This window comes from Bacteroidia bacterium, from assembly GCA_033391075.1.
In the GTDB taxonomy this organism is placed as follows: Bacteria; Bacteroidota; Bacteroidia; order J057; family J057; genus JAWPMV01.
In genome coordinates, this window is sequence record JAWPMV010000001.1 from 3,794,219 (window position 1) to 3,812,574 (window position 18,356).

17 protein-coding genes are annotated in these 18,356 nt (G+C 41.9%); 15 read left to right on the forward strand and 2 right to left on the reverse strand.

The features are described from left to right. The first annotated feature begins 43 nt into the window (after positions 1–43). The 8 genes from R8P61_15210 (at position 44) to R8P61_15245 (ending at position 7,732) form a co-directional block, all read left to right on the forward strand. Positions 44–979, forward strand: a complete 936-nt coding sequence (locus tag R8P61_15210; GenBank protein MDW3648413.1) for a sterol desaturase family protein — start codon at positions 44–46, stop codon at positions 977–979. Continuing rightward, positions 976–1,464 carry a DUF2165 domain-containing protein gene (locus R8P61_15215; GenBank protein ID MDW3648414.1) on the forward strand — a complete coding sequence of 163 codons (489 nt, stop codon included), beginning with the start codon at positions 976–978 and terminating at the stop codon, positions 1,462–1,464. The genes R8P61_15210 and R8P61_15215 overlap by 4 nt, the downstream gene beginning before the upstream one ends. A 63-nt stretch (positions 1,465–1,527) precedes the next feature. Further along, a complete protein-coding gene (locus tag R8P61_15220) occupies positions 1,528–2,655 on the forward strand; it encodes a helix-turn-helix domain-containing protein (GenBank protein MDW3648415.1) in 1,128 nt (375 codons plus the stop codon). A gap of 86 nt (positions 2,656–2,741) precedes the next feature. Then, a complete protein-coding gene (locus tag R8P61_15225) occupies positions 2,742–3,128 on the forward strand; it encodes a hypothetical protein (protein MDW3648416.1) in 387 nt (128 codons plus the stop codon). Positions 3,129–3,251: 123 nt separating this feature from the next. Then, positions 3,252–4,415: an acetylxylan esterase gene (locus R8P61_15230; protein MDW3648417.1), complete on the forward strand. Its 1,164-nt coding sequence runs from the start codon at positions 3,252–3,254 to the stop codon at positions 4,413–4,415. A 118-nt stretch (positions 4,416–4,533) separates the two neighbouring features. Beyond that, positions 4,534–5,949: an alpha/beta fold hydrolase gene (locus R8P61_15235; protein ID MDW3648418.1), complete on the forward strand. Its 1,416-nt coding sequence runs from the start codon at positions 4,534–4,536 to the stop codon at positions 5,947–5,949. A gap of 47 nt (positions 5,950–5,996) precedes the next feature. Next, positions 5,997–7,031: a histidine kinase gene (locus tag R8P61_15240; GenBank protein MDW3648419.1), complete on the forward strand. Its 1,035-nt coding sequence runs from the start codon at positions 5,997–5,999 to the stop codon at positions 7,029–7,031. After that, positions 7,028–7,732 (forward strand): response regulator transcription factor, encoded by a 705-nt coding sequence (locus R8P61_15245; protein ID MDW3648420.1) that lies wholly within the window; start codon positions 7,028–7,030, stop codon positions 7,730–7,732. The genes R8P61_15240 and R8P61_15245 overlap by 4 nt, the downstream gene beginning before the upstream one ends. Here the strand turns inward: R8P61_15245 and R8P61_15250 are convergent. After that, positions 7,729–11,520 carry a DUF6807 family protein gene (locus R8P61_15250; GenBank protein ID MDW3648421.1) on the reverse strand — a complete coding sequence of 1,264 codons (3,792 nt, stop codon included), beginning with the start codon at positions 11,518–11,520 and terminating at the stop codon, positions 7,729–7,731. The genes R8P61_15245 and R8P61_15250 overlap by 4 nt on opposite strands. 109 nt (positions 11,521–11,629) lie before the next feature. On the opposite strand from R8P61_15250, the gene R8P61_15255 reads away from it, so the two are divergent. Further along, on the forward strand, positions 11,630–12,127 hold the full coding sequence (locus R8P61_15255) for a hypothetical protein (GenBank protein ID MDW3648422.1): 498 nt from the start codon (positions 11,630–11,632) through the stop codon (positions 12,125–12,127). 134 nt (positions 12,128–12,261) lie between these two features. Here the strand turns inward: R8P61_15255 and R8P61_15260 are convergent, their stop codons facing one another. Continuing rightward, positions 12,262–13,665 carry a serine hydrolase gene (locus tag R8P61_15260; protein MDW3648423.1) on the reverse strand — a complete coding sequence of 468 codons (1,404 nt, stop codon included), beginning with the start codon at positions 13,663–13,665 and terminating at the stop codon, positions 12,262–12,264. A gap of 177 nt (positions 13,666–13,842) precedes the next feature. Between R8P61_15260 and R8P61_15265 the strand changes: the two genes are divergently transcribed. From R8P61_15265 to R8P61_15290, 6 genes are read left to right on the forward strand one after another with little or no spacing between them, the layout of a single operon-like run. Continuing rightward, positions 13,843–14,880: a histidine kinase gene (locus R8P61_15265; GenBank protein ID MDW3648424.1), complete on the forward strand. Its 1,038-nt coding sequence runs from the start codon at positions 13,843–13,845 to the stop codon at positions 14,878–14,880. Continuing rightward, on the forward strand, positions 14,873–15,556 hold the full coding sequence (locus tag R8P61_15270) for a LytTR family DNA-binding domain-containing protein (protein ID MDW3648425.1): 684 nt from the start codon (positions 14,873–14,875) through the stop codon (positions 15,554–15,556). Before R8P61_15265 ends, R8P61_15270 begins: the two co-directional genes overlap by 8 nt. Positions 15,557–15,587: 31 nt before the next feature. After that, the gene (locus R8P61_15275; protein ID MDW3648426.1) at positions 15,588–16,073 is read left to right on the forward strand and encodes an asparaginase domain-containing protein; all 486 of its coding nucleotides are present in this window, start codon (positions 15,588–15,590) and stop codon (positions 16,071–16,073) included. Between the two features lie 19 nt (positions 16,074–16,092). Further along, positions 16,093–17,049, forward strand: a complete 957-nt coding sequence (locus R8P61_15280) for a DUF6807 family protein (protein ID MDW3648427.1) — start codon at positions 16,093–16,095, stop codon at positions 17,047–17,049. A 41-nt stretch (positions 17,050–17,090) separates the two neighbouring features. Further along, positions 17,091–17,561 carry a MarR family winged helix-turn-helix transcriptional regulator gene (locus tag R8P61_15285; GenBank protein MDW3648428.1) on the forward strand — a complete coding sequence of 157 codons (471 nt, stop codon included), beginning with the start codon at positions 17,091–17,093 and terminating at the stop codon, positions 17,559–17,561. Between the two features lie 47 nt (positions 17,562–17,608). Beyond that, positions 17,609–18,346: a hypothetical protein gene (locus R8P61_15290; GenBank protein MDW3648429.1), complete on the forward strand. Its 738-nt coding sequence runs from the start codon at positions 17,609–17,611 to the stop codon at positions 18,344–18,346. The last annotated feature ends 10 nt before the right edge of the window (positions 18,347–18,356 follow it).

The window sequence follows — 18,356 nt, forward strand, 5'->3', positions numbered from 1 at the left end:
AAGCTGCTGAAACTTAGGTCCGCTTCCTTTACAGAAAAAAGAGATGAAGCGATTTATTACCTATGCTTTTTACCCGATACTTCTGTTTTCTCACATCATTGGAGCATATCTGGCGATAAGCCTCGATTGGAATTTGGGCATCACCTACTCCTGGATAGCTGGAGTTCGATTGGCCCTCTGCGTTATTGTAGAATTTAGTTTCCCCATGAAAAAGGCCTGGAAAATGAGTTGGCGTTCCTTCTTCCGTGATTTGAAATATGTCGGAGTAGGCTTACTTAGTTTCCGCTTAATTGACTTTATCCTCGGCCTGATTCTGATCAATGCGAGTGAGGGGAATCCAGGCCTATTGGAAGACAGTACAATCCTGGGTGGTTTTCTACTTACCGCTCTATTTTTCGAATTCTTTCAATACTGGTATCATCGCCTTAGCCATGAAATGCCGGGCAAACTGGGTGCATTTCTTTGGAAATCCCATGCTGCCCATCACCTGCCAGAAGAGGTTTATCTCCTTATGCATGCAGTATTTCATCCCATCAATGCGTTTTTCACTTTCTTCATTATTCAGGGGACCTTATGGTTGATGGGAGCTCGTCAGGAAAGCATTTTTATCCTCAATCTCCTCATGAGTTTACAAGGCCTGATCTCCCATTTCAATGTCGAAATCAAAGCCGGGCCTCTCAATTATATCTTCATCGGTACAGAACTTCACCGCAATCACCATAGTGCCAATATAGAAGAGGCCAGGAATTATGGTGCTTTCCTTACTTTCTGGGACCTCATTTTTGGTACTTTTTCCTACAATCCAAACAAAGCCCCGGAAAGATTGGGCGTTGCTGAGCCAGAGCTCTATCCCAAAAGCACAGAGATTTTGAAGGTCCTTGCTCTACCGTTTATTCCCTCAAAAAAGGAGATCAATCAACTCAATATTTCTCAGGAGATAAATCCGTATCTTGAAGAGAAAGAACAAAATCTCTCATGAACCCCATCCGTCTGAGTAAAATCCTCCTGCTATTTATGGTGGGCTTTTATATGCTGCTGGTTGTCCTGAATAATATTACAGACTATGACTCCAATTTTGCTTTTGTCTCCAATGTAATGGGAATGACGGATACCTTTTCTGCAACTCCTCCTGCTTATCGAATCATAAAATCAGCTACAGCTCATCATATTTTTTATGTTGGAATCATCCTGACAGAACTGAGCATCTTCTTGCTTTGTATGAGAGGAGTTTGGGGATTGTGGAAAGCACGTAAGGAAACAAATAAAGTCTTTGTTCAAGCTAAAAAATACGGCATTTACGGACTTTGTTTGGGATTATTCTTATGGTTTACAGGATTTATTGCTGTGGGAGGAGAATGGTTTATGATGTGGCAATCAGAAAGCTGGAACGGAAATCCTACCGCTTTCAGAAATAGTATTCTATTCACGGCTGTCCTCATTCATTTGAGTAATAACAATGATTAAATTCAACAAAACCATTTCTTTGTTATAAAGTTAAGCTATGTAGTGAGATAAAATCTCAATTACATGGAAGCCAGTATTCTTTTATTTACCGTTGTCTTATTTTTGGGATGCTTGCAGGGGCTTATCATGGGGCTCATCCTGATTCGGGATAAAGGGCCCAATCAAAAGGCTCATAAATGGCTGGCGATCCTGCTTTTTTTCTTTTCCTATCGCTTGCTGGCAGAGGCCCTCAAATTTTTTGAGATTGGCTACTTTGATTTTGCCTACCATATCACCCTCGAATATAATTGGATATATGGGCCTTTGATATTCTTTTTTATCCGGGCTTATATTTATCCGCAACTGCTCTTTAGCAAAAAGGATTATTGGCATTTTCTTCCGGTCCTGATCGAATTTCTTTTTAGTTTTTTTATCAAAAGTCAGAATTTCTATTGGGATGGAACCCGGGAAAGCCTGAGCTGGGCCGGGTACTGGGGCTATGTTTTGTGGATGCATACTCCGTTTATGTACCTGATCGCTGCTTTGATGATTCTGATCTACACACGAAAGTCTGTACACTTATTGAAAGGGGCCGAACAGAATGAGTCGCAGAAATTGATCATAGAAAATCTCAAGTGGATTAAACAGCTCTTGCTGGTATTGAGTATCTATTCCGGTCTATTTATTCTGATCGTAGTAGTCGATTTTATTTTCTTCAATTATGCCTTCAACCATTTTGACTTTTATCCTCCCTTCTTAGCCCTGGCTGCGATCACCTACTGGATCGGTCTTCAGGGTTTTGCGCACAGGAATAAGGTCCCCTACAAAAAGAAGAAAATGGCTTCCAGTCAGAATCAGGAAATTCTGCAGGCCCTGGCTCTACGTTTGGAAAAAAGTATGAGGGAGGAGAAATTATTTACCGATCCGGAATTGAGTCTGCATTCTCTGGCTAAAAAGTTCGAAGTCAAACCTTACCTGATTACGGAAAGTCTCAATCAGATTCTAGGCAAAAGCTTTAAGCAGTTCATCAATGAATTTCGCCTTGCCGAGGTACAGGAAATGCTGGCTTCCCATCAATATGAGAATTTCACTTTATTAGGAATTGCCTTTGAAGCTGGATTCAATTCCAAAGCTTCTTTCAATCGGGTGGTAAAACAAATGACAGGAAAATCCCCCAAAGAACTAAAATCCACGACCTTTACTTCAAAATAAAGTCTCATTTCTCCAATTGAGCCGATAAGCGTGTCTATGAGTCCTTTCTTGTGGCATATTCTTTCACTTCATAAAAATCAACAAACATGAAAAAGATACTTATTGGCCTCAGTATTTTACTAGTCGTTCAACTGGCAACTGCTCAAAATCAGGAGCAAAAGGATCCATTTAAAGAACTCGAAGGCACCTGGAAACTGGACCTAAGCCCAGCTAACCTGGAGGATGATAATTTCACCGAATTGGTCATCAAAGAAATCAGTCCACTTGGGCTAAAAGGGAGTTTCTATTATAGTAAACTTCGGGAAGGAAGGGTAAACATCAATTTTGATGGCGTTTATTTCGCCTTTGTTACGGATGACGGATCGGGAGATTATAATACTACAGCTATTTTCAAAGAGGGCAAACTCATGGGTACCACCCATTCATTGGGCAGAGATTTCCTTTCCGTATGGACCGCTGTTAAAGTAAAGTAGCGATTGGCTTAAGCTCAAAATGAAAGTTCCTGGCTTTGTCAAAGAGTCGGGAGTTTTTCTTTTCATCTTGCCGAGATGTGCATTTCCAAAGAGAAAAGTCTAATTTCTGGAAAGCTTTCTGCTATGAACTACTACAAAAGATTTTTCTTACTAACGATTTCCTGCCTATTCACATTCCAGCTTTGGGCTCAAGAGAACATGCTTTGTCAGGGTGCCTACTGGTCGGAAGATGAAGGCAATAAGAGAATGAAAGAATTTGCCGAACTGTGGAATGATAAAGACAGCTGGGAAGAAAGAGCCTCAGCGATAAAAACCCAAATGAAGCTTGGTATGCAATGGGAAAAAATGCCGCAGCTATCAGGAAATTTCAATCCCATCATCAGAAAGAAAAGAATAATGGATGGCTATAGTGTAGAGAATATTGCCATCGAAAGTTTTCCCGGATTTTATATTACGGGTAATCTGTATCGACCACTGCAAAAAACAGGAAAACATGCTGCAATTCTCTCTCCTCATGGACATTGGGAGAATGGGCGTATGCGGGAAGCAATGCAGATTCGTTGTGCGGCTTTGGCAAGAATGGGAGCTATCGTATTTGCTTATGACATGCTGGGCTATGGAGAATCTCAACAGCTCGATCATAATATTCCGATTGCTTTACACCTGCAAACATTTAATAGCAAACGTGTACTGGAATATTTGCTTTCGAGAGAAGATGTAGATGGGGAAAGGATCGGTATGACCGGAGCTTCAGGCGGTGGCACGCAAACTTTTGTATTGTCGGCCCTGGATGAAAGAATCAAGGCTGCAGTTCCCGCCATTCAGATTTCAGCCCACTTTTTTGGAGGATGCGTCTGCGAAAGTGGAATGCCCATTCATAAGTCTGAACATTTACAAACAAATAATGTAGAAATAGGCGCTTTAATGGCTCCCCGACCGATGCTGATGCTTTCAGATGGAGGAGATTGGACCCGAAACACCCCAAGGGTAGAATATCCCTATATCCGCAAAGTCTATGCTCTTTATGATGCAGAGCACAAACTGGAGCAAGTTCACTTCCCCTCGGAAAGACATGATTATGGCTATTCAAAACGAACTCCCATGTATATGTTTTTTGCGCACCATCTCAAGCTCAATATCAATATGCTGGAATTTCAGGGACCTCCAAAAGAAGATTTCTTTCAACTCCTGAGTGAAGAAGAACTTCAGGTATTTGATAAAGAACACCCTCTGCCAGCAAATGCTTTGAAAGGGGATGCATCAGTATTGAAATATCTGGGTTGGTAAGAATGTATTTCCTCTGACGACTAAAGCTGTGACCGTTCATCATTTTATTTGACCGTTGCTCATAAATCTTCATCCTGAGCATCCCGACGGGCGTATCTAGAGGAAAATCACAACGATTATGAAAAAAGTATTCTTATCTATCATCAGTTTTATACTAAGCACATTTGGCATGGCACAAGACATTAGCGGTAGCTGGAATGGTGCTTTAAGTGTTCAAGGCACTACACTCCGAGTAGTCTTTCACATAGAAAAAGACGGCTCTACTTACTCAAGCAAAATGGACAGCCCGGATCAGGGAGCTTTCGGAATCCCGACCGGTACAACTACTTTTGAAGAAGGAAAACTCAGCATCTCAGCTCCTTCTTTGGGAATGTCCTATGAAGGGACACTTTCTGAATCCGGCGACAAAATCGAAGGAAGCTTTAAACAAGCAGGCATGGATCTACCTTTGGAACTAGGTAGAGAGGAAGTAAAAGTAGAGAAAAAGAAGCCAGAGCCCAGACCTCAGGATCCACAGGATTTCCCCTATGAACAAGAGGAAGTGAAATTTACTGTAAATGAGGGTGGCCACGAAATGGCCGGCACCCTCACCTACCCCAGCGATGGGAAATTTGAGCAAGTGGTTGTACTTATTTCCGGTTCTGGACCACAAAATAGAAATGAAGAATTGGGTCCCATGAATCATCGCCCTTTCTTAGTCCTTTCTGATCATCTCACGCGTAAGGGCATTGCAGTATTGAGATATGATGATCGGGGAGTAGCCGAATCCGGAGGTGATTTTAAATCTGCTACTTCTATGGATTTCGCCCATGATGCTTCAGCAGCAGTTGCCTACCTCAAAGGCAGAAATGATATGAAGGGCAAAAAAATTGGATTGATGGGACATAGTGAAGGAGGCATGATCGCTCCTATTGTTGCCAGCAAAAATAAATCTGTTGATTTTATTGCCTTATTGGCTGGACCGGGAATCAATATTCCAGAACTGATGCTCATGCAAAGTGATCTTATAAATAAAGCCAGTGGTGCTCCTGATGAAGTTCGCGAATCCAATAATAAAGTTTTGAAAGAAATTTATGCACTCATGAATGCGAACCAGAAGGCAGATGGAGATGAACTCAAAGAAAAAATGGAGGTGATACTGGAAGAATCCTATAAATCTCTGAGCGAAGAACAGCAGGCAGAAATAGGCGATAAAGAAAGCTTTTTCGCTACCCAAACCAATGTATTGCTCAGCCCCTGGTTTCGTTACTTTATGGCCTTCGAACCCGATGACTTTCTTTCAAAAGTTAAGTGTCCGGTACTAGCGGTGAATGGAGAACTGGATTTACAGGTGCCTTCCAAAGAGAATCTGGAAGGGATCAAGAAAAGTTTGAAAAAAGCGGGAAACAAGGAAGTTGTAACCAAAGAATTTGCTTCTTTAAACCACCTTTTCCAAAAAGCCGAAACCGGAGCGCCCTCAGAATATGCTGAAATTGAAGAGACCTTCAATCCAGAAGCCCTCAACTTCATTTCTGCCTGGGTAGTAAAACAATAAACCAAAAGGGACAGATATAAGGCTGTCCCTATGTATCTTTATAGATTATGATCGAAACCGGTAATAAGCAATTCTGGATCTACCAGAGTCTGGGATGGGGAACGATTGGGCTGTCAAATTTTGTGGTGCAATTAATAGGAGGATTCCCCTGGGACTACTTACTGGGCAATGCCATTCTTCCTTTCATTTTCGGACTGGCCATTACCAGCATTTACCGTAAGCTAATCAAGGATATGGATTGGCAAAAGTGGAAGATTAGGCAACTGCTTTTACTGATTGTTGGTTCGACCCTTTTACTTACCACTTTATTTCTTGCTTCGGTTGTCTTTGCCAGCTATATCATATATCCTACTCCTGGCATAAACTTGCCCAGCCTCTTCTCCAATTTCTTCATATTTACTATCATCATGGGGCTTTGGAACCTGATCTATTTCCTCATCCACTACTTCAATAATTGGAATAGAGCAGAGATAGAAAAATGGAAACTGGCAGCGGAAATGAAAGATGCTCAATTGGGCTCTTTGAAATCCCAAATCAATCCTCATTTTGTTTTCAATGCCCTCAATAATATCCGAGCCCTTATTCTCGAAGATCCCGATAAGGCTCGAGATATGCTCCTCAATTTCTCCGACCTCTTTCGATACTCGCTTAAGCATACCGATCAAGCCAAAGTTGATCTGGAAGAAGAATTGGAAATTGTCAATCAATACCTGGAACTCCTATCTATTCAATACGAGGATAAACTCCAGTATGAGTTGTCTGTTTCGCAGGGTTTAGGAGAAATAAAAATTCCACCTATGATCCTGCAATTGCTGGTCGAAAATGCAGTCAAACATGGCATTTCCCAAAATAAAGCAGGGGGAGAAATCAGGATAGATATTTCGAGAAGTCCGCAAAATATGGACATTGAAGTAAAAAACTCCGGCAGCCTGAAAAAATCGGCCAAGCTGGGAGAGAAACTGGGAGTAGGATTGGAAAACATATCTCGCAGGCTTGAGCTCATTTATAATGGCAAAGCGAAGTTTGATATGTATGAAGAAAAAGACTTTGTGGTAGCACGTTTAAATATTCCTTTGGTATGAGTACTTGTCTGGTAATAGAAGATTCCCGTCTCGCCCGTCAGGAACTCATCGCGATGCTGGCTGATCTGGGAAGTTTTAGCGAAATATTAGAAGCTGAAGATGCTGAACAGGGAAAAAGGCTGCTTCTTCAGGAAAATCCCGATCTGGTATTTCTGGATATCCATTTGCCCGGACAAAACGGCTTTGAGTTTCTGGAGAGTCTGGATGAACTACCAAAAGTGATATTCACGACTGCCTACGATGAATATGCGATCAAATCATTTGACTATAATGCCATAGATTATTTGCTGAAACCGATCAAAAAAGATCGATTAGAGAAGGCATTGGCTAAACTGGATTTGGCGCCTCATGGGCAACCAAAAACGCTGGGAATTGGGAAGCAGGTATTTGTAAAGGATGGGGAAAAATGCTGGTTTATCAAGCTAGGAGATATTCGCATGTTTGAGTCAGTGGGGAATTATTCAAAAGTCTATTTTGAAGGGGGAAAACCCATGATCCACAAATCCCTCAATTATTTGGAAGGGGTATTGGATGCTGAAATATTTTTCCGGGTCAATCGCCAACAAATCATCAACCTCAACCATATTGAAAAACTGGATTCATGGTTCAATGGAAAACTAAAAATCCGATTGAAAAGCGGGGAAGAAGTTGAAGTCTCCCGCCGTCAATCCAATCGGATCAAATCTCTTTTTAGTATCTAATCAGTAGCTACTTCTTCTGTACCCCCCACAATCATGATGTATTTGATCAGATCAGCTACTTCTTCATCTGAAAGTGTCTGTAAGAGTCCCTGCGGCATCATGGAAACCTCCGAACTTTCTCTACTCTGAATATCGGCTTTATTGATGATCAGTTCTTCCTGACCTACAATCCGCATCACAATCTGACGATCATTTTCAGCGGCGATATTTCCCAGATACGTTCGTCCGTCCCGACTCGTGATTACCTGCATTTTGTAATCATCCTGGATGTCTCCATTAGGGTCCAGCATATTGTACAGCAAATAATCAATGCTTCCTCTATTGGCTCCCGTGAGATCCGGGCCTATTCTTCCACCAGCTCCATCCAGAATATGACAGGCTCCACAATTCTTGCTAAAAAGCTGCTTACCATTGCTGGCAGATGCTGCATTTAACACAGATTCTGAGAGAAGTTCCGTATATCGCTCAATCTCTGACTGTGTATTTTCAGCCAATTGATCGATAGGTCCCCAAACTTCGACAAAGCCATTGCCCATTACTCTTCTCAATTGTCGGGCAACATAGGCGGGGATATCTTTACGGGGTACATGCTCTTTCTTGATGGCTTCTGTTAGCATATTGGCATACATTCTTCTGGTAGCCATGCTTTGGATGGTTTCTGATTTTTCTTCAGAGGAAAGGGAAGGATAGTCTTTAATCAGGGTCAGGCCTAAATCATAATTCTCATATTGAGCCATCGCGCGGATAGCTTCTATGCGCAATTCATCTTCCTGCATCAGATCTTCCAGTTTTCCATGGATTTCCGGCCATTTTTGACTAGCCAAGGCCCGTAAGGCTTTCTTTCGCTCCTCCAGATCTGCATCCTTGTCTGAAAGAACATTCATATAAGCCTGCGCAGCTTCGGCACTCCCAAACAATCGGGAAATGTCCTGCACCACATCCTTAAAGGCAGGGTTTGTTCGCAATCTATCTCTTGTGGCTGCCCAGGGATTGGGTTCTTTGACATCCGAGCGACCATCCAGGGCTTTCTGCATACCTTTCAATATGGCTTCGGTATTAGTGGAATTGGCATTGAGAGATACAATCAATTTTACCATATGATCTCCATCTACCAATCTGCGAGAGATGAACTGACTGATCATGGGATTTTTGCTGTTCAGAGCCAAAGACATCGAACGAGCAAAGTTATCGTTTACCAAAGGTTCGAGTCCAAACCAGGTCATCAAAGGAATATTGGGATCGGCATTGTCGAGATCTCTGCTCAGGAGATTTGTAGCAAGTCGCCATGCCGTTTCGGTATCAACCCGCTGCATAGCTGCTGCCAGATAAAGTCGAACCACAGCAGAAGCATCTTTGCCCGCCATATCAATCAGCATTGAAGCCATTTCCTCTTTGAGATCCTTATCCTCGGTCAGCAATTGAACGGCCCAGGCCCTGATGTATTCATCCTTATCTTCCAGCGCTTTGGCCAGATCATTGTCTCGAAAAGCCTGACTCACATGTAAGGTCCACATCGCACGTAGTCTGAGGTCGCCATCCTGGTTATTCCAAAGCATATCCTGAAGTTTGGCTTTGGCTTCCTTTGATATTTCGCCTTTGCTGGCTCTGTATTGAAGAATCACACGAGCCCTTCTTGCGTGCCAATCACTTTCGCTCAATTGTAAATCCACCAATTGTTCGTCATTGAGGCTGGATAAATCTGCATACCTTCCTTCCCAGTTCTTTGCCTGTGATTCTTCTGGGTAAATGCGGAATACCCGTCCGGTTTCTTTTTGCTGTACGGAATTCCCACAAATATCTGCATCATGCCAGTCCAGGACATAGAGATTTCCATCAGGCCCCACCTCCATACTAAATCCTATCCACTGCGCATTATTGGCCAACATAAAATCTTCTCCATGACTGGCAGTAAAACCTGAACCATTTCGATTGAGTTCATCTGAAAGTACTGCATGCTCATGGATATTGGCCATGAAGATGCGGCCCCGTTGATCTGCCGGAAAGGCATCAGATTGATATACTCTTGCTCCTCCATGGGCTGATCTATGTCTGTGATCCACTATCGTCTGAATGTCCTGGTAAACATAAGGATTGAAGTGCTGGCCTCCCTGGCGATGGTAGATGCCCCCGGGAATGACATGGAAAAGGTGGGGGATTACACATGCACTGATAAACAATTGCCCCTTAGGATCATGATCTATGCCCCAGGGATTGCTGAAGCCATGAGAAACCACTTCAAAAATGTCTTTGGTGGGATGGTAACGCCAAACACCACCATTGATATCAACTCCTTCTTTCTCAAATATATCTTCGGGAAAAGGATCCTTGTGCTTATACATTTTCCCATCGCCTTCAGGTTTTCGAATACGAGAAGGAGTAGCAAATCCTTCAAGCCCATAGAGCCAACCATCAGGCCCCCAATGAAGGCTGTTTATGGTCTCATGGCGATCCCGAATTCCCCAACCCGTACGAAGGATTTTTATATCCTCTTCATCGGCTTTATCGTCCTGATCAGCATCCGGAACAAACATAAAGTTAGGCGGAGCTCCCAGATAGAGTCCATCAAATCCAACCGCGATAGCGGAAGGGAAGGGAATCCCTTCCAGGAATACTTTCTTCGAATCTGCGACTCCATCTTTATCGGTATCTTCCAAAATAAGGATGCGGCTGTTCCCAAAATTTGAAAAACCTTCTTTTCGGTTTTCATAGTCTCGATTCTCGGCAATCCAAAGGCGGCCTTTATCATCCCAGCAAAAAGCCATTGGTTGAGTAATCATGGGTTCGGAGGCCCATGCATTTACTCCATAACCTTCCTTGATCGTCATATTATCAACCGCTTCCTGAGGATTTAGAAATTTAGCCTGCCGACCTTCTTCCTGTGCAAGCCCCCAAAGAGCCACACCTGTGTACATCCCATCTTCTCCGATAAAGGAATTCCAGTCATCGCGCATGGTAATATCATCCAAACGCCCTTTATAGAACAATAATTCATGTTGGTACAATAGAGACTCCCCCTTTTGCAAAGCCCTTCCTTTCTGACTCATACTTCCGCTCCCTAATCCCCTATTGCTTACTGTCCAGGCTTGAGGGAAATCGGCATTAGAAGGGTGATCAAAAAGCGCTACATGAAAGGGACTTTCCGACTGATCCAGACTTAAGTCTATCCACATCGCACGTTTGCCATTGGCCTGGGCATTTCTTTGTCGTGCTGCATTTACAATTTGCTTTTCTCCTACTATATGGGAGAAGAACAGGCCATTATCACTTGAGCTCCCTATTTCGACATCCGTCAGGGCTTTCCCTTCCCATTCCAAATCCAGACTCACCTTTTCCCCCAATACACTCATGGACCAAATCTGGCTTTCTTCCAGGATGCCAGTTCCTTCTTCATTCAGGTATTGATAAACGATTTGCCATTTGACTTGCTCTCCTTCTTTTTTCAATATCTCACTTGAAACCTTCTTCCAATAGCCCGCCCCATTTTCCTCTAAATAATTACGGCCATTGAGATTAGAGAAAGCCCAGAACAGACCTTCGTTTTCTGCCAGAAATTTTTGGGAACCGGGCAATTGTAAGGAATGGAGGTAAGGACGGGATTCCTCTTTCATTTCATGAATCAAAAGAGCAGCTTTAGTATCTCCTGCTCTGATCAGGTAGGAATCTCCGGATTCATTTTCGTATATCGAAAAGGAAGAAATCGTATCAGCAGATGGCTGAGAAGTACGACATGCTACGAATAAAAGGGCCAAACTGAGTAGATAGACCAGCCTATAAATTTGTCTGTTCATGTTATTAGTAGTAGTAATTTGTAAGATCAAGTTAGGAAATTTAATGTTCCTTTGTAAGCCAAATTTTTCGGAGAAAGCTAAGCCCATTTAAAGAGAAACTGTATTTGAGATGAAAGCCCTGGACAAATCAATTACTTGCCAAATCAAATGGTTGATCAATGGGAGAGCCCTGAAAAAACAGGAATTTGTCTCTACCAGCTACCTGAATCGCGGACAAGAAAGAAACCTGGCCCATCCAGATTTTCACAAGTTTCCCATTGAGATTCATTTAAGTCGAGATCTTTTTCTGGAGATATTTGCCCATGCTTATGATCCCTTTGTAGCAGGAGAAAAGGAAGAAGATCCCTATGAATGGGATCAATTTGAGGTTTTTGATAGACTGAGATGCCTATCCTATCCGGATTTGGAAGTCTTATACCAGGACCATAAAGACTTACTGACTCTTACTGTATTGGAATTGGAAACTGATTTTTCTGATCTCATTGCTATGGAAAGGGAATCAGAATCAGAGATTAGTGTTTATCTGCACCTTTGGAAACATTGTATAATAGAAAAGGAGCAGGTTTGTATACAGGGATTGGCTTTGAGTGCGCAGGCCCTGGATTGAAAGCTGCCAATTGCCTGCCCTAAAAGATTATTGCGAGACTTAAAATCAGAAGAAGCAATCTCCTGGAATCCCGATAGTATTTTAGGATCAAGGAGATTGCTTCGAAGCCTTGAGATATTCTTTCTATAAATTAGCTACTTCATCTTCCTCAAAGCATGCTGCGCCGATTCCATTTCCGGATCGAGGCTTAGGGCTTTTTCGTAATACTTTTTTGCATTAATCTTATCTCCCAGTTTTAGGCATACTTCTCCCAAACTATCCCAAACATTAGGGACCTCGGGAAAAAGTCGAGTATTCAATTCAAAAATATTTCGGGCGTCCTGTACTTTCTTATCTCTCATCAACTGATAGCCCAACATATTCAGAATCATATCTCTGGGGTCTGTCGCGTGAAAATTAAGGGTCAGCTCCTTGAAATTATTCTCAACATATTTGATTCCCGATTTTTTGTAGGCTTTAAATACATTTTGAACAGCAGGGAGATGGGGTTTGGGAGCTTCCTCTCCTTTGATCAAGTCCAAAATACCTGCCCCTAATTGTTCGGCAACCGGTTCATCCATATTGGCAAAAACCATGACGGATATTTTATCTCGCAGGTTTTCAAAATAAACTGTATTTGCTCCCTCATAGCCACCCGCATAAGCCATGGGCTGCCCATTTTCTTTAAATTTTTGCAAATAAGGATAGAGAGCATCCATCTGCTTTAATTCATCTGACCAAAGCTCCTCTCCATAAAAATAGGCCTGATAAAAACGCAAGATATCCCGAGTAGTAGATTGAAAACCTCCATCTGGTTTGGGAATTTCTACAAAGCCCGTATTATTCTGTAAGTCTCCTTTATAGTTTTTGAAATAGCCTATTGCTCTGTCCTTAATCTTATCCACCTCTTCCACATAGGTTTCTGTCATGGATAGGGGCTGGAGGATTTGCTCCTTTACATTTTCTGTGTAAGGTTTTCCACTCAGCTTTTCAATAATAGCTCCAAGCACCACATATCCGGCATTGCTGTATTCCTGTTCTTCCCCCGGAGGGAAAAGCAAAGCTTTCTTTTTTATCCTTTCCACCAAAGCTGCAATAGTTTTATCTTTTTTGGGTGCATCGAAATAGCCCGGATAAAAATAGGGAGCTATACCCGAGCTATGATTGAGCAACATTTCAACAGTAATTCCCTTTGCCGCTTCTGCTTGAAAACCGGAGAGAATATCGCCCAATTTATCCTCCATTTTCAATTGGCCATTTTCCAGCATTTTCATGATCAAGACCTTGGTAAAGGATTTATTCATCGAGCCTATATCAAATTTTGTAGTCAGTTTGTTGGGTAAAGATTTTTCACGATTAGCCAGGCCAAAAGCCTTATGGTAAACTTCCTTTCCTTGATCTGCAACCAGCACAATGCCAGAAAAAATATCCAAATCTACATACTGCTTAACCAAGCTATCTATTTGCGGCTCCAGGCGGGAAATATCCAGCTTTGCATCTTGGGCAAATGCCAGGGGTAAACAGAAAATTAAACTGAGAAATAGGGTAAGTACTTTCATTTTTTCCTCAAGAATACTGAGAATGCGAATAGCAGATAGAAAAATGGTAGGAATGGCCCTGCTTTTGGTAAGAACGAATCAAATAGACTTCCTCTGGCTTTTCATTGCTTTCATAACATAAATGCCTCGTTCATAACAGCAATTACCGTAGCTGCCCAAAGAATCCTATTTTTAAGCATGCAAAAGAAGTGGCTGGAAGGATGTATCAATCTTATTTTTTGGCTGTCCAGTGCCTGGCTGATCATCAGTAGTTTCTCTATAGAGGCTCAGGAAATCGAGATCATCAATGGAGTGGAAAATATCCAGATTAGTCGGAACGAAGGATTGATGCTGCAACTCAGCTTATTGGTCATTATTTCAATGGCTATGTTTTACCTAAATCTTTGGAACCTCAAAAAATTGCTGAGCGGCAAAGCCAGATTGTCAATTCTACTTTCTTCAGCATTTATTTTTATGGCTGCTTTTCTCCTTTATCTGGGCCTAAGGGGAGTCTCGGTTTTTAGCCTGGAATTGTATCCGGCAATTTCCCTGATTATTGGGATTTTGTTCTTTTATTTTAGCTTATCGACAGCTTATGGATTAGGGAAAGTTTGGCTGGCAAGTGATAAGCGAAATCAGGAGTTACTCTTTGCAAAGAAAAGTGCAGAACTCAGTCTATTAAGAGCCCAATTGCAGCCACATTTCCTATTCAATGTCCTCAATAATCTGCTGGCGATGGTAGATCAGCAAACAAATCCAAAGTTGGCGAAGAGCATTGGTAAATTATCTTCCTTATTGCGCTATGTTGTATATGAAGCAAAGCATGAGCAGGTTTCTCTTTCTAAAGAAATAGAATTCATTCGTGATTTTGCCGCTTTGTACCAGGATCGATTTGAAGAAGGAGAACTAGAGTTCAGACTAGAGGTAAAAGGAGATTCCGAAGCCATATTTGTCGAACCTGGCATTTTTATACCTTTTATCGAAAACGCCTTTAAATATGGTATTCTCCCTGAAAAGCAGTCCCTGATATCTATAACTTTTTACCTGGAGAAAGCAGGCCAAATCCTTTTCCAAATAAGCAATCCCATTCACCCGGAAATCCATAATCCAAATGAGGGAGGAAATGGTTTACCTGCTATCAAGAAAAGACTTGAACTGGTTTATCCAGATGCACATATTTTGGAAATTGATCGTTCGAATGACTATCGCGTAGAATTAAGCCTGAGCTATGATTAAGTTAATAATTGTAGATGATGAGCCTAAGGCTATACAAATGCTCGAATCCTATGTAGAGCATTTTCCTATGCTGTCTTGCCAGGCAAGTTTTCGGAATGCATTGAAAGCCTTTGAGTACCTGTCTCAGAGTAAGATTGACCTCATCTTGCTCGATATCAATATGCCACATCTCTCCGGTCTGGCACTTTCCAAAATGATTGACCCAAATATCCAGCTCATTTTTACGACTGCCTATTCAGAGTATGCTGCGGAAAGTTATGAGGTACATGCGATCGATTATCTTCTCAAACCCATCAGTCTGGAAAGATTTGGCAAAGCGATTTCAAAAGTCCTCAAACAAGAAAAACAGGCAGAAGCCCTCGAAAGCCAGCAATTATTGATTAAAAGTGGAAGCAGACAATATCCGGTACAAATTTCAGATATATTATACCTGGAAAAGGATGGAAATTATATGAGCTACTATTTGGCAGCGGGCAAGGTGATAGCAAGGCAAAGCGTAGCTGAGGCTCTCCTTCATTTACCTCAATACTTTGTTCAGTGCCATAAATCATTCATTGTAAATTGCCGTAAGATCAGTTTTTTTGAAAAGGATGAGATTAGCCTAGCTGAGTTGAAAATCCCTATTGGCAATTCCTATCGAGAAAATTTTCTTCTACAGATGCGTGCAGGTTTTTAATCAACAAAGAATTTCTTCCTAGTTTAGACCTATGAAGATTCTTTTTATCCAAACCGGTGGAACCATTGATAAAGATTATCCCAGAAAACAGGGAGGCTATGCTTTTGAATTTGGGGAAGCAGCGATGAAAAGAATTCTCGCAAAACTGGATACTCAAATTGAGTTTGAGATCATTACAGCCTTTCAAAAAGACAGCCTGGATATCACAGCCGAGGATCGACAAAATTTGGTAAAAATCATTGAAGGGCGCGAAGAAAAAAGGATCATCATCACCCATGGAACGGATACTTTAATTGAGAGTGCACAATATTTGGAACGTCAGGTAAAAAACCGATCTATCATCCTTACCGGAGCTATGCGTCCGGAGCGATTTAGCAATTCGGATGCAGACATCAATCTCGGCATGGCACTTGCAGCAGTTCAATTACTACATGAGGGGGTATATATATGCATACAGGCTTTGGTACGGCAGGCATCTCTCATAAAGCGCGACAAAGAAAGTGGCTCCTTTTATTAGGGAAAAATTATTGACTCACATGACCCGGAAATTTTATAACATTCACATTCTATTCCTTTCCTTTATTTTCACTCTTTCCTCTCTTTCTGCTCAGGAATCAATTGGCCTATATGCCAAAGCCAAAGATGATGGGATTGAGATATACAGAGATGGAAAGGCAGTTTTTTTCTACCAAACCAAAACCAAAAGCCTGGATGGACAATATCCTCGGGCCAATTATATTCATCCTTTGTACGGACTGAATGGCGAGGTTTTGACCGAAGACTTTCCAGAAGATCATTTGCATCAAAGAGGCATATTCTGGGCCTGGCATCAGATGATCGTAGAGGATCAATGGATGGCGGACCAATGGGATTGCAGAGGAATAAGCTGGGAGGTAGATAAGCTAAAGACGAAAAGCAATCAGTCAAGTTTGGAAATACATGCGAGCATAAACTGGTTAGGCATGCTCCCTTCTAAAAGTCGAGAAGAAAAGTTATTCCGGGAAAAAACCATCATCAAAGTCAATGGAGAACGCTCGGATGCTATTGAAATAGAATTTGACATCTCCATCACTGCCAATTATCTGGGGAGTAAGCTGGGAGGATCAAATGATGAAAAAGGATATGGCGGATTTTCAGCTCGTTTGAAATTACCAGAAGACATTAGTTTTCATGCCAAACAGGGAGTTGTGGAAGCTCAAAACACGGCCGTTGAAGCAGGTAACTGGATAAGCTTTCATGGAACTTTTGCTCCAGATGCATCTGTACAAAGCCGCATAACTATTATGAATCATCCCGATAACCCCTCCCCTTTTCAGGGATGGATTTTACGGGAGAAAAATAGCATGCAAAATCCCGCCTGGCCGGGCAGACATTCGGTCTTTTTCGTCAAAGGAAAACCCACTCGCCTTAGATATAAGCTTTTGATTCACGATGAAATGTGGACCAAAGGCATGATAGAAGAAAACTTCCGCAAATTCGTCCAGAGCCCCTAAAATTTACTTGCATATACAAGTATTTTATTTATCTTTGTTTTATGAGCAAAGATCAAAGACCGGCTACCCCAAATTTTGACAGGATAAACCCTGCCACTTGTGTCAATGCCCGTCTCCGACGTTTGCATCGCATGATCAATGCCGCATATCAGCAGAAAATCAATCCCTTTGGCCTAAGGGGAAGTATGCTTTCCATTCTCTTTATCATTGGTAAAAATCCGGGTATCAATCAAAAAACGATTGCTGATTTGCTGGTATTAGATGCTTCTACAATGAGTAGAGATCTAAAAAAGCTCATGGAGAAAGCCTGGGTCCAGATAAACAAAGGAGAGGATTCCAGAAGCTCTGTACTTAGTTTGACGGATGAAGGCTACAATCTCGTAGACGAAATTGCGCCAGTCTGGGAAAACCTTCATCATAAGGTTCAGGATATTCTGGGTAGTTTCAACCTCCAGCAAATCGACATCATCACAGAGGCCATTCGTTCAAACATGGAAGATATCAAAGCCTAAAATTTTACCCATACACTTGTATATACAACTAATTTAAGCACCACATCATGTTAGAAAATTTGCCAACTTATATTCCCCTCAGTTTTATACTGACAACTGTTGCTAGTCTGATCCTCTTCTATTGGGTACAAAGTCGATCAGGTATTGAAAAACGACTGAAGAATACGATCATAGGAGGTATTGTCCTCTGGTTGATTGTACATGCACTCCTGGCCATGAATGGTTTTTACCATCTGCATACCCAGGATATGCTGCCAAGATTTCTATTGGTATTTGGACCCATTTTTCTTCTCATTATCTACCTTTTCAATAGTGAAAAGGGGAAAGCTTATCTGGATAGCCTGGATTTGGAAGCTATGACCTGGCTTTCGATCATCAGAATCCCGGTAGAATTTGTGTTGTACTGGTTGGCCCTCAGTGAGGTCATTCCTGAGCTTATGACATTCGCAGGCAGAAACTTTGATATCATTGGAGGGATTACAGCGCCATTTGTGGCCTACTTTGGTATACAAAAAGGGAAAATGAATAGAAATCTCCTCCTGGCCTGGAATGTTTTGGGCCTATGCCTTTTGTTATTCATCATCGCAAATGCATTGCTTTCTGCCCCCTTCCCTTTTCAGCAGTTCGGATTTGATCAGCCTAATATTGCCATCCTCTATTTTCCCTTTGTATGGCTACCGGCTTTTGTTGCACCCGCGGTACTATTCTGTCACTTGGTGAGTATTCGTCAACTCCTTTATGCGAAAGAGGGAATAAAGACTTCTTTACATACAGCAGAAGCTTAATAAATGATAT

Coding starts and splice junctions, on each gene's coding strand:
- R8P61_15210 (MDW3648413.1), top strand. CDS start 44: ATGAAGCGATTTATTACCTATGCTTTTTACCCGATACTTCTGTTTTCT.
- R8P61_15215 (MDW3648414.1), top strand. CDS start 976: ATGAACCCCATCCGTCTGAGTAAAATCCTCCTGCTATTTATGGTGGGC.
- R8P61_15220 (MDW3648415.1), top strand. CDS start 1,528: ATGGAAGCCAGTATTCTTTTATTTACCGTTGTCTTATTTTTGGGATGC.
- R8P61_15225 (MDW3648416.1), top strand. CDS start 2,742: ATGAAAAAGATACTTATTGGCCTCAGTATTTTACTAGTCGTTCAACTG.
- R8P61_15230 (MDW3648417.1), top strand. CDS start 3,252: ATGAACTACTACAAAAGATTTTTCTTACTAACGATTTCCTGCCTATTC.
- R8P61_15235 (MDW3648418.1), top strand. CDS start 4,534: ATGAAAAAAGTATTCTTATCTATCATCAGTTTTATACTAAGCACATTT.
- R8P61_15240 (MDW3648419.1), top strand. CDS start 5,997: ATGATCGAAACCGGTAATAAGCAATTCTGGATCTACCAGAGTCTGGGA.
- R8P61_15245 (MDW3648420.1), top strand. CDS start 7,028: ATGAGTACTTGTCTGGTAATAGAAGATTCCCGTCTCGCCCGTCAGGAA.
- R8P61_15250 (MDW3648421.1), bottom strand. CDS start 11,520: ATGAACAGACAAATTTATAGGCTGGTCTATCTACTCAGTTTGGCCCTT.
- R8P61_15255 (MDW3648422.1), top strand. CDS start 11,630: ATGAAAGCCCTGGACAAATCAATTACTTGCCAAATCAAATGGTTGATC.
- R8P61_15260 (MDW3648423.1), bottom strand. CDS start 13,665: ATGAAAGTACTTACCCTATTTCTCAGTTTAATTTTCTGTTTACCCCTG.
- R8P61_15265 (MDW3648424.1), top strand. CDS start 13,843: ATGCAAAAGAAGTGGCTGGAAGGATGTATCAATCTTATTTTTTGGCTG.
- R8P61_15270 (MDW3648425.1), top strand. CDS start 14,873: ATGATTAAGTTAATAATTGTAGATGATGAGCCTAAGGCTATACAAATG.
- R8P61_15275 (MDW3648426.1), top strand. CDS start 15,588: ATGAAGATTCTTTTTATCCAAACCGGTGGAACCATTGATAAAGATTAT.
- R8P61_15280 (MDW3648427.1), top strand. CDS start 16,093: ATGACCCGGAAATTTTATAACATTCACATTCTATTCCTTTCCTTTATT.
- R8P61_15285 (MDW3648428.1), top strand. CDS start 17,091: ATGAGCAAAGATCAAAGACCGGCTACCCCAAATTTTGACAGGATAAAC.
- R8P61_15290 (MDW3648429.1), top strand. CDS start 17,609: ATGTTAGAAAATTTGCCAACTTATATTCCCCTCAGTTTTATACTGACA.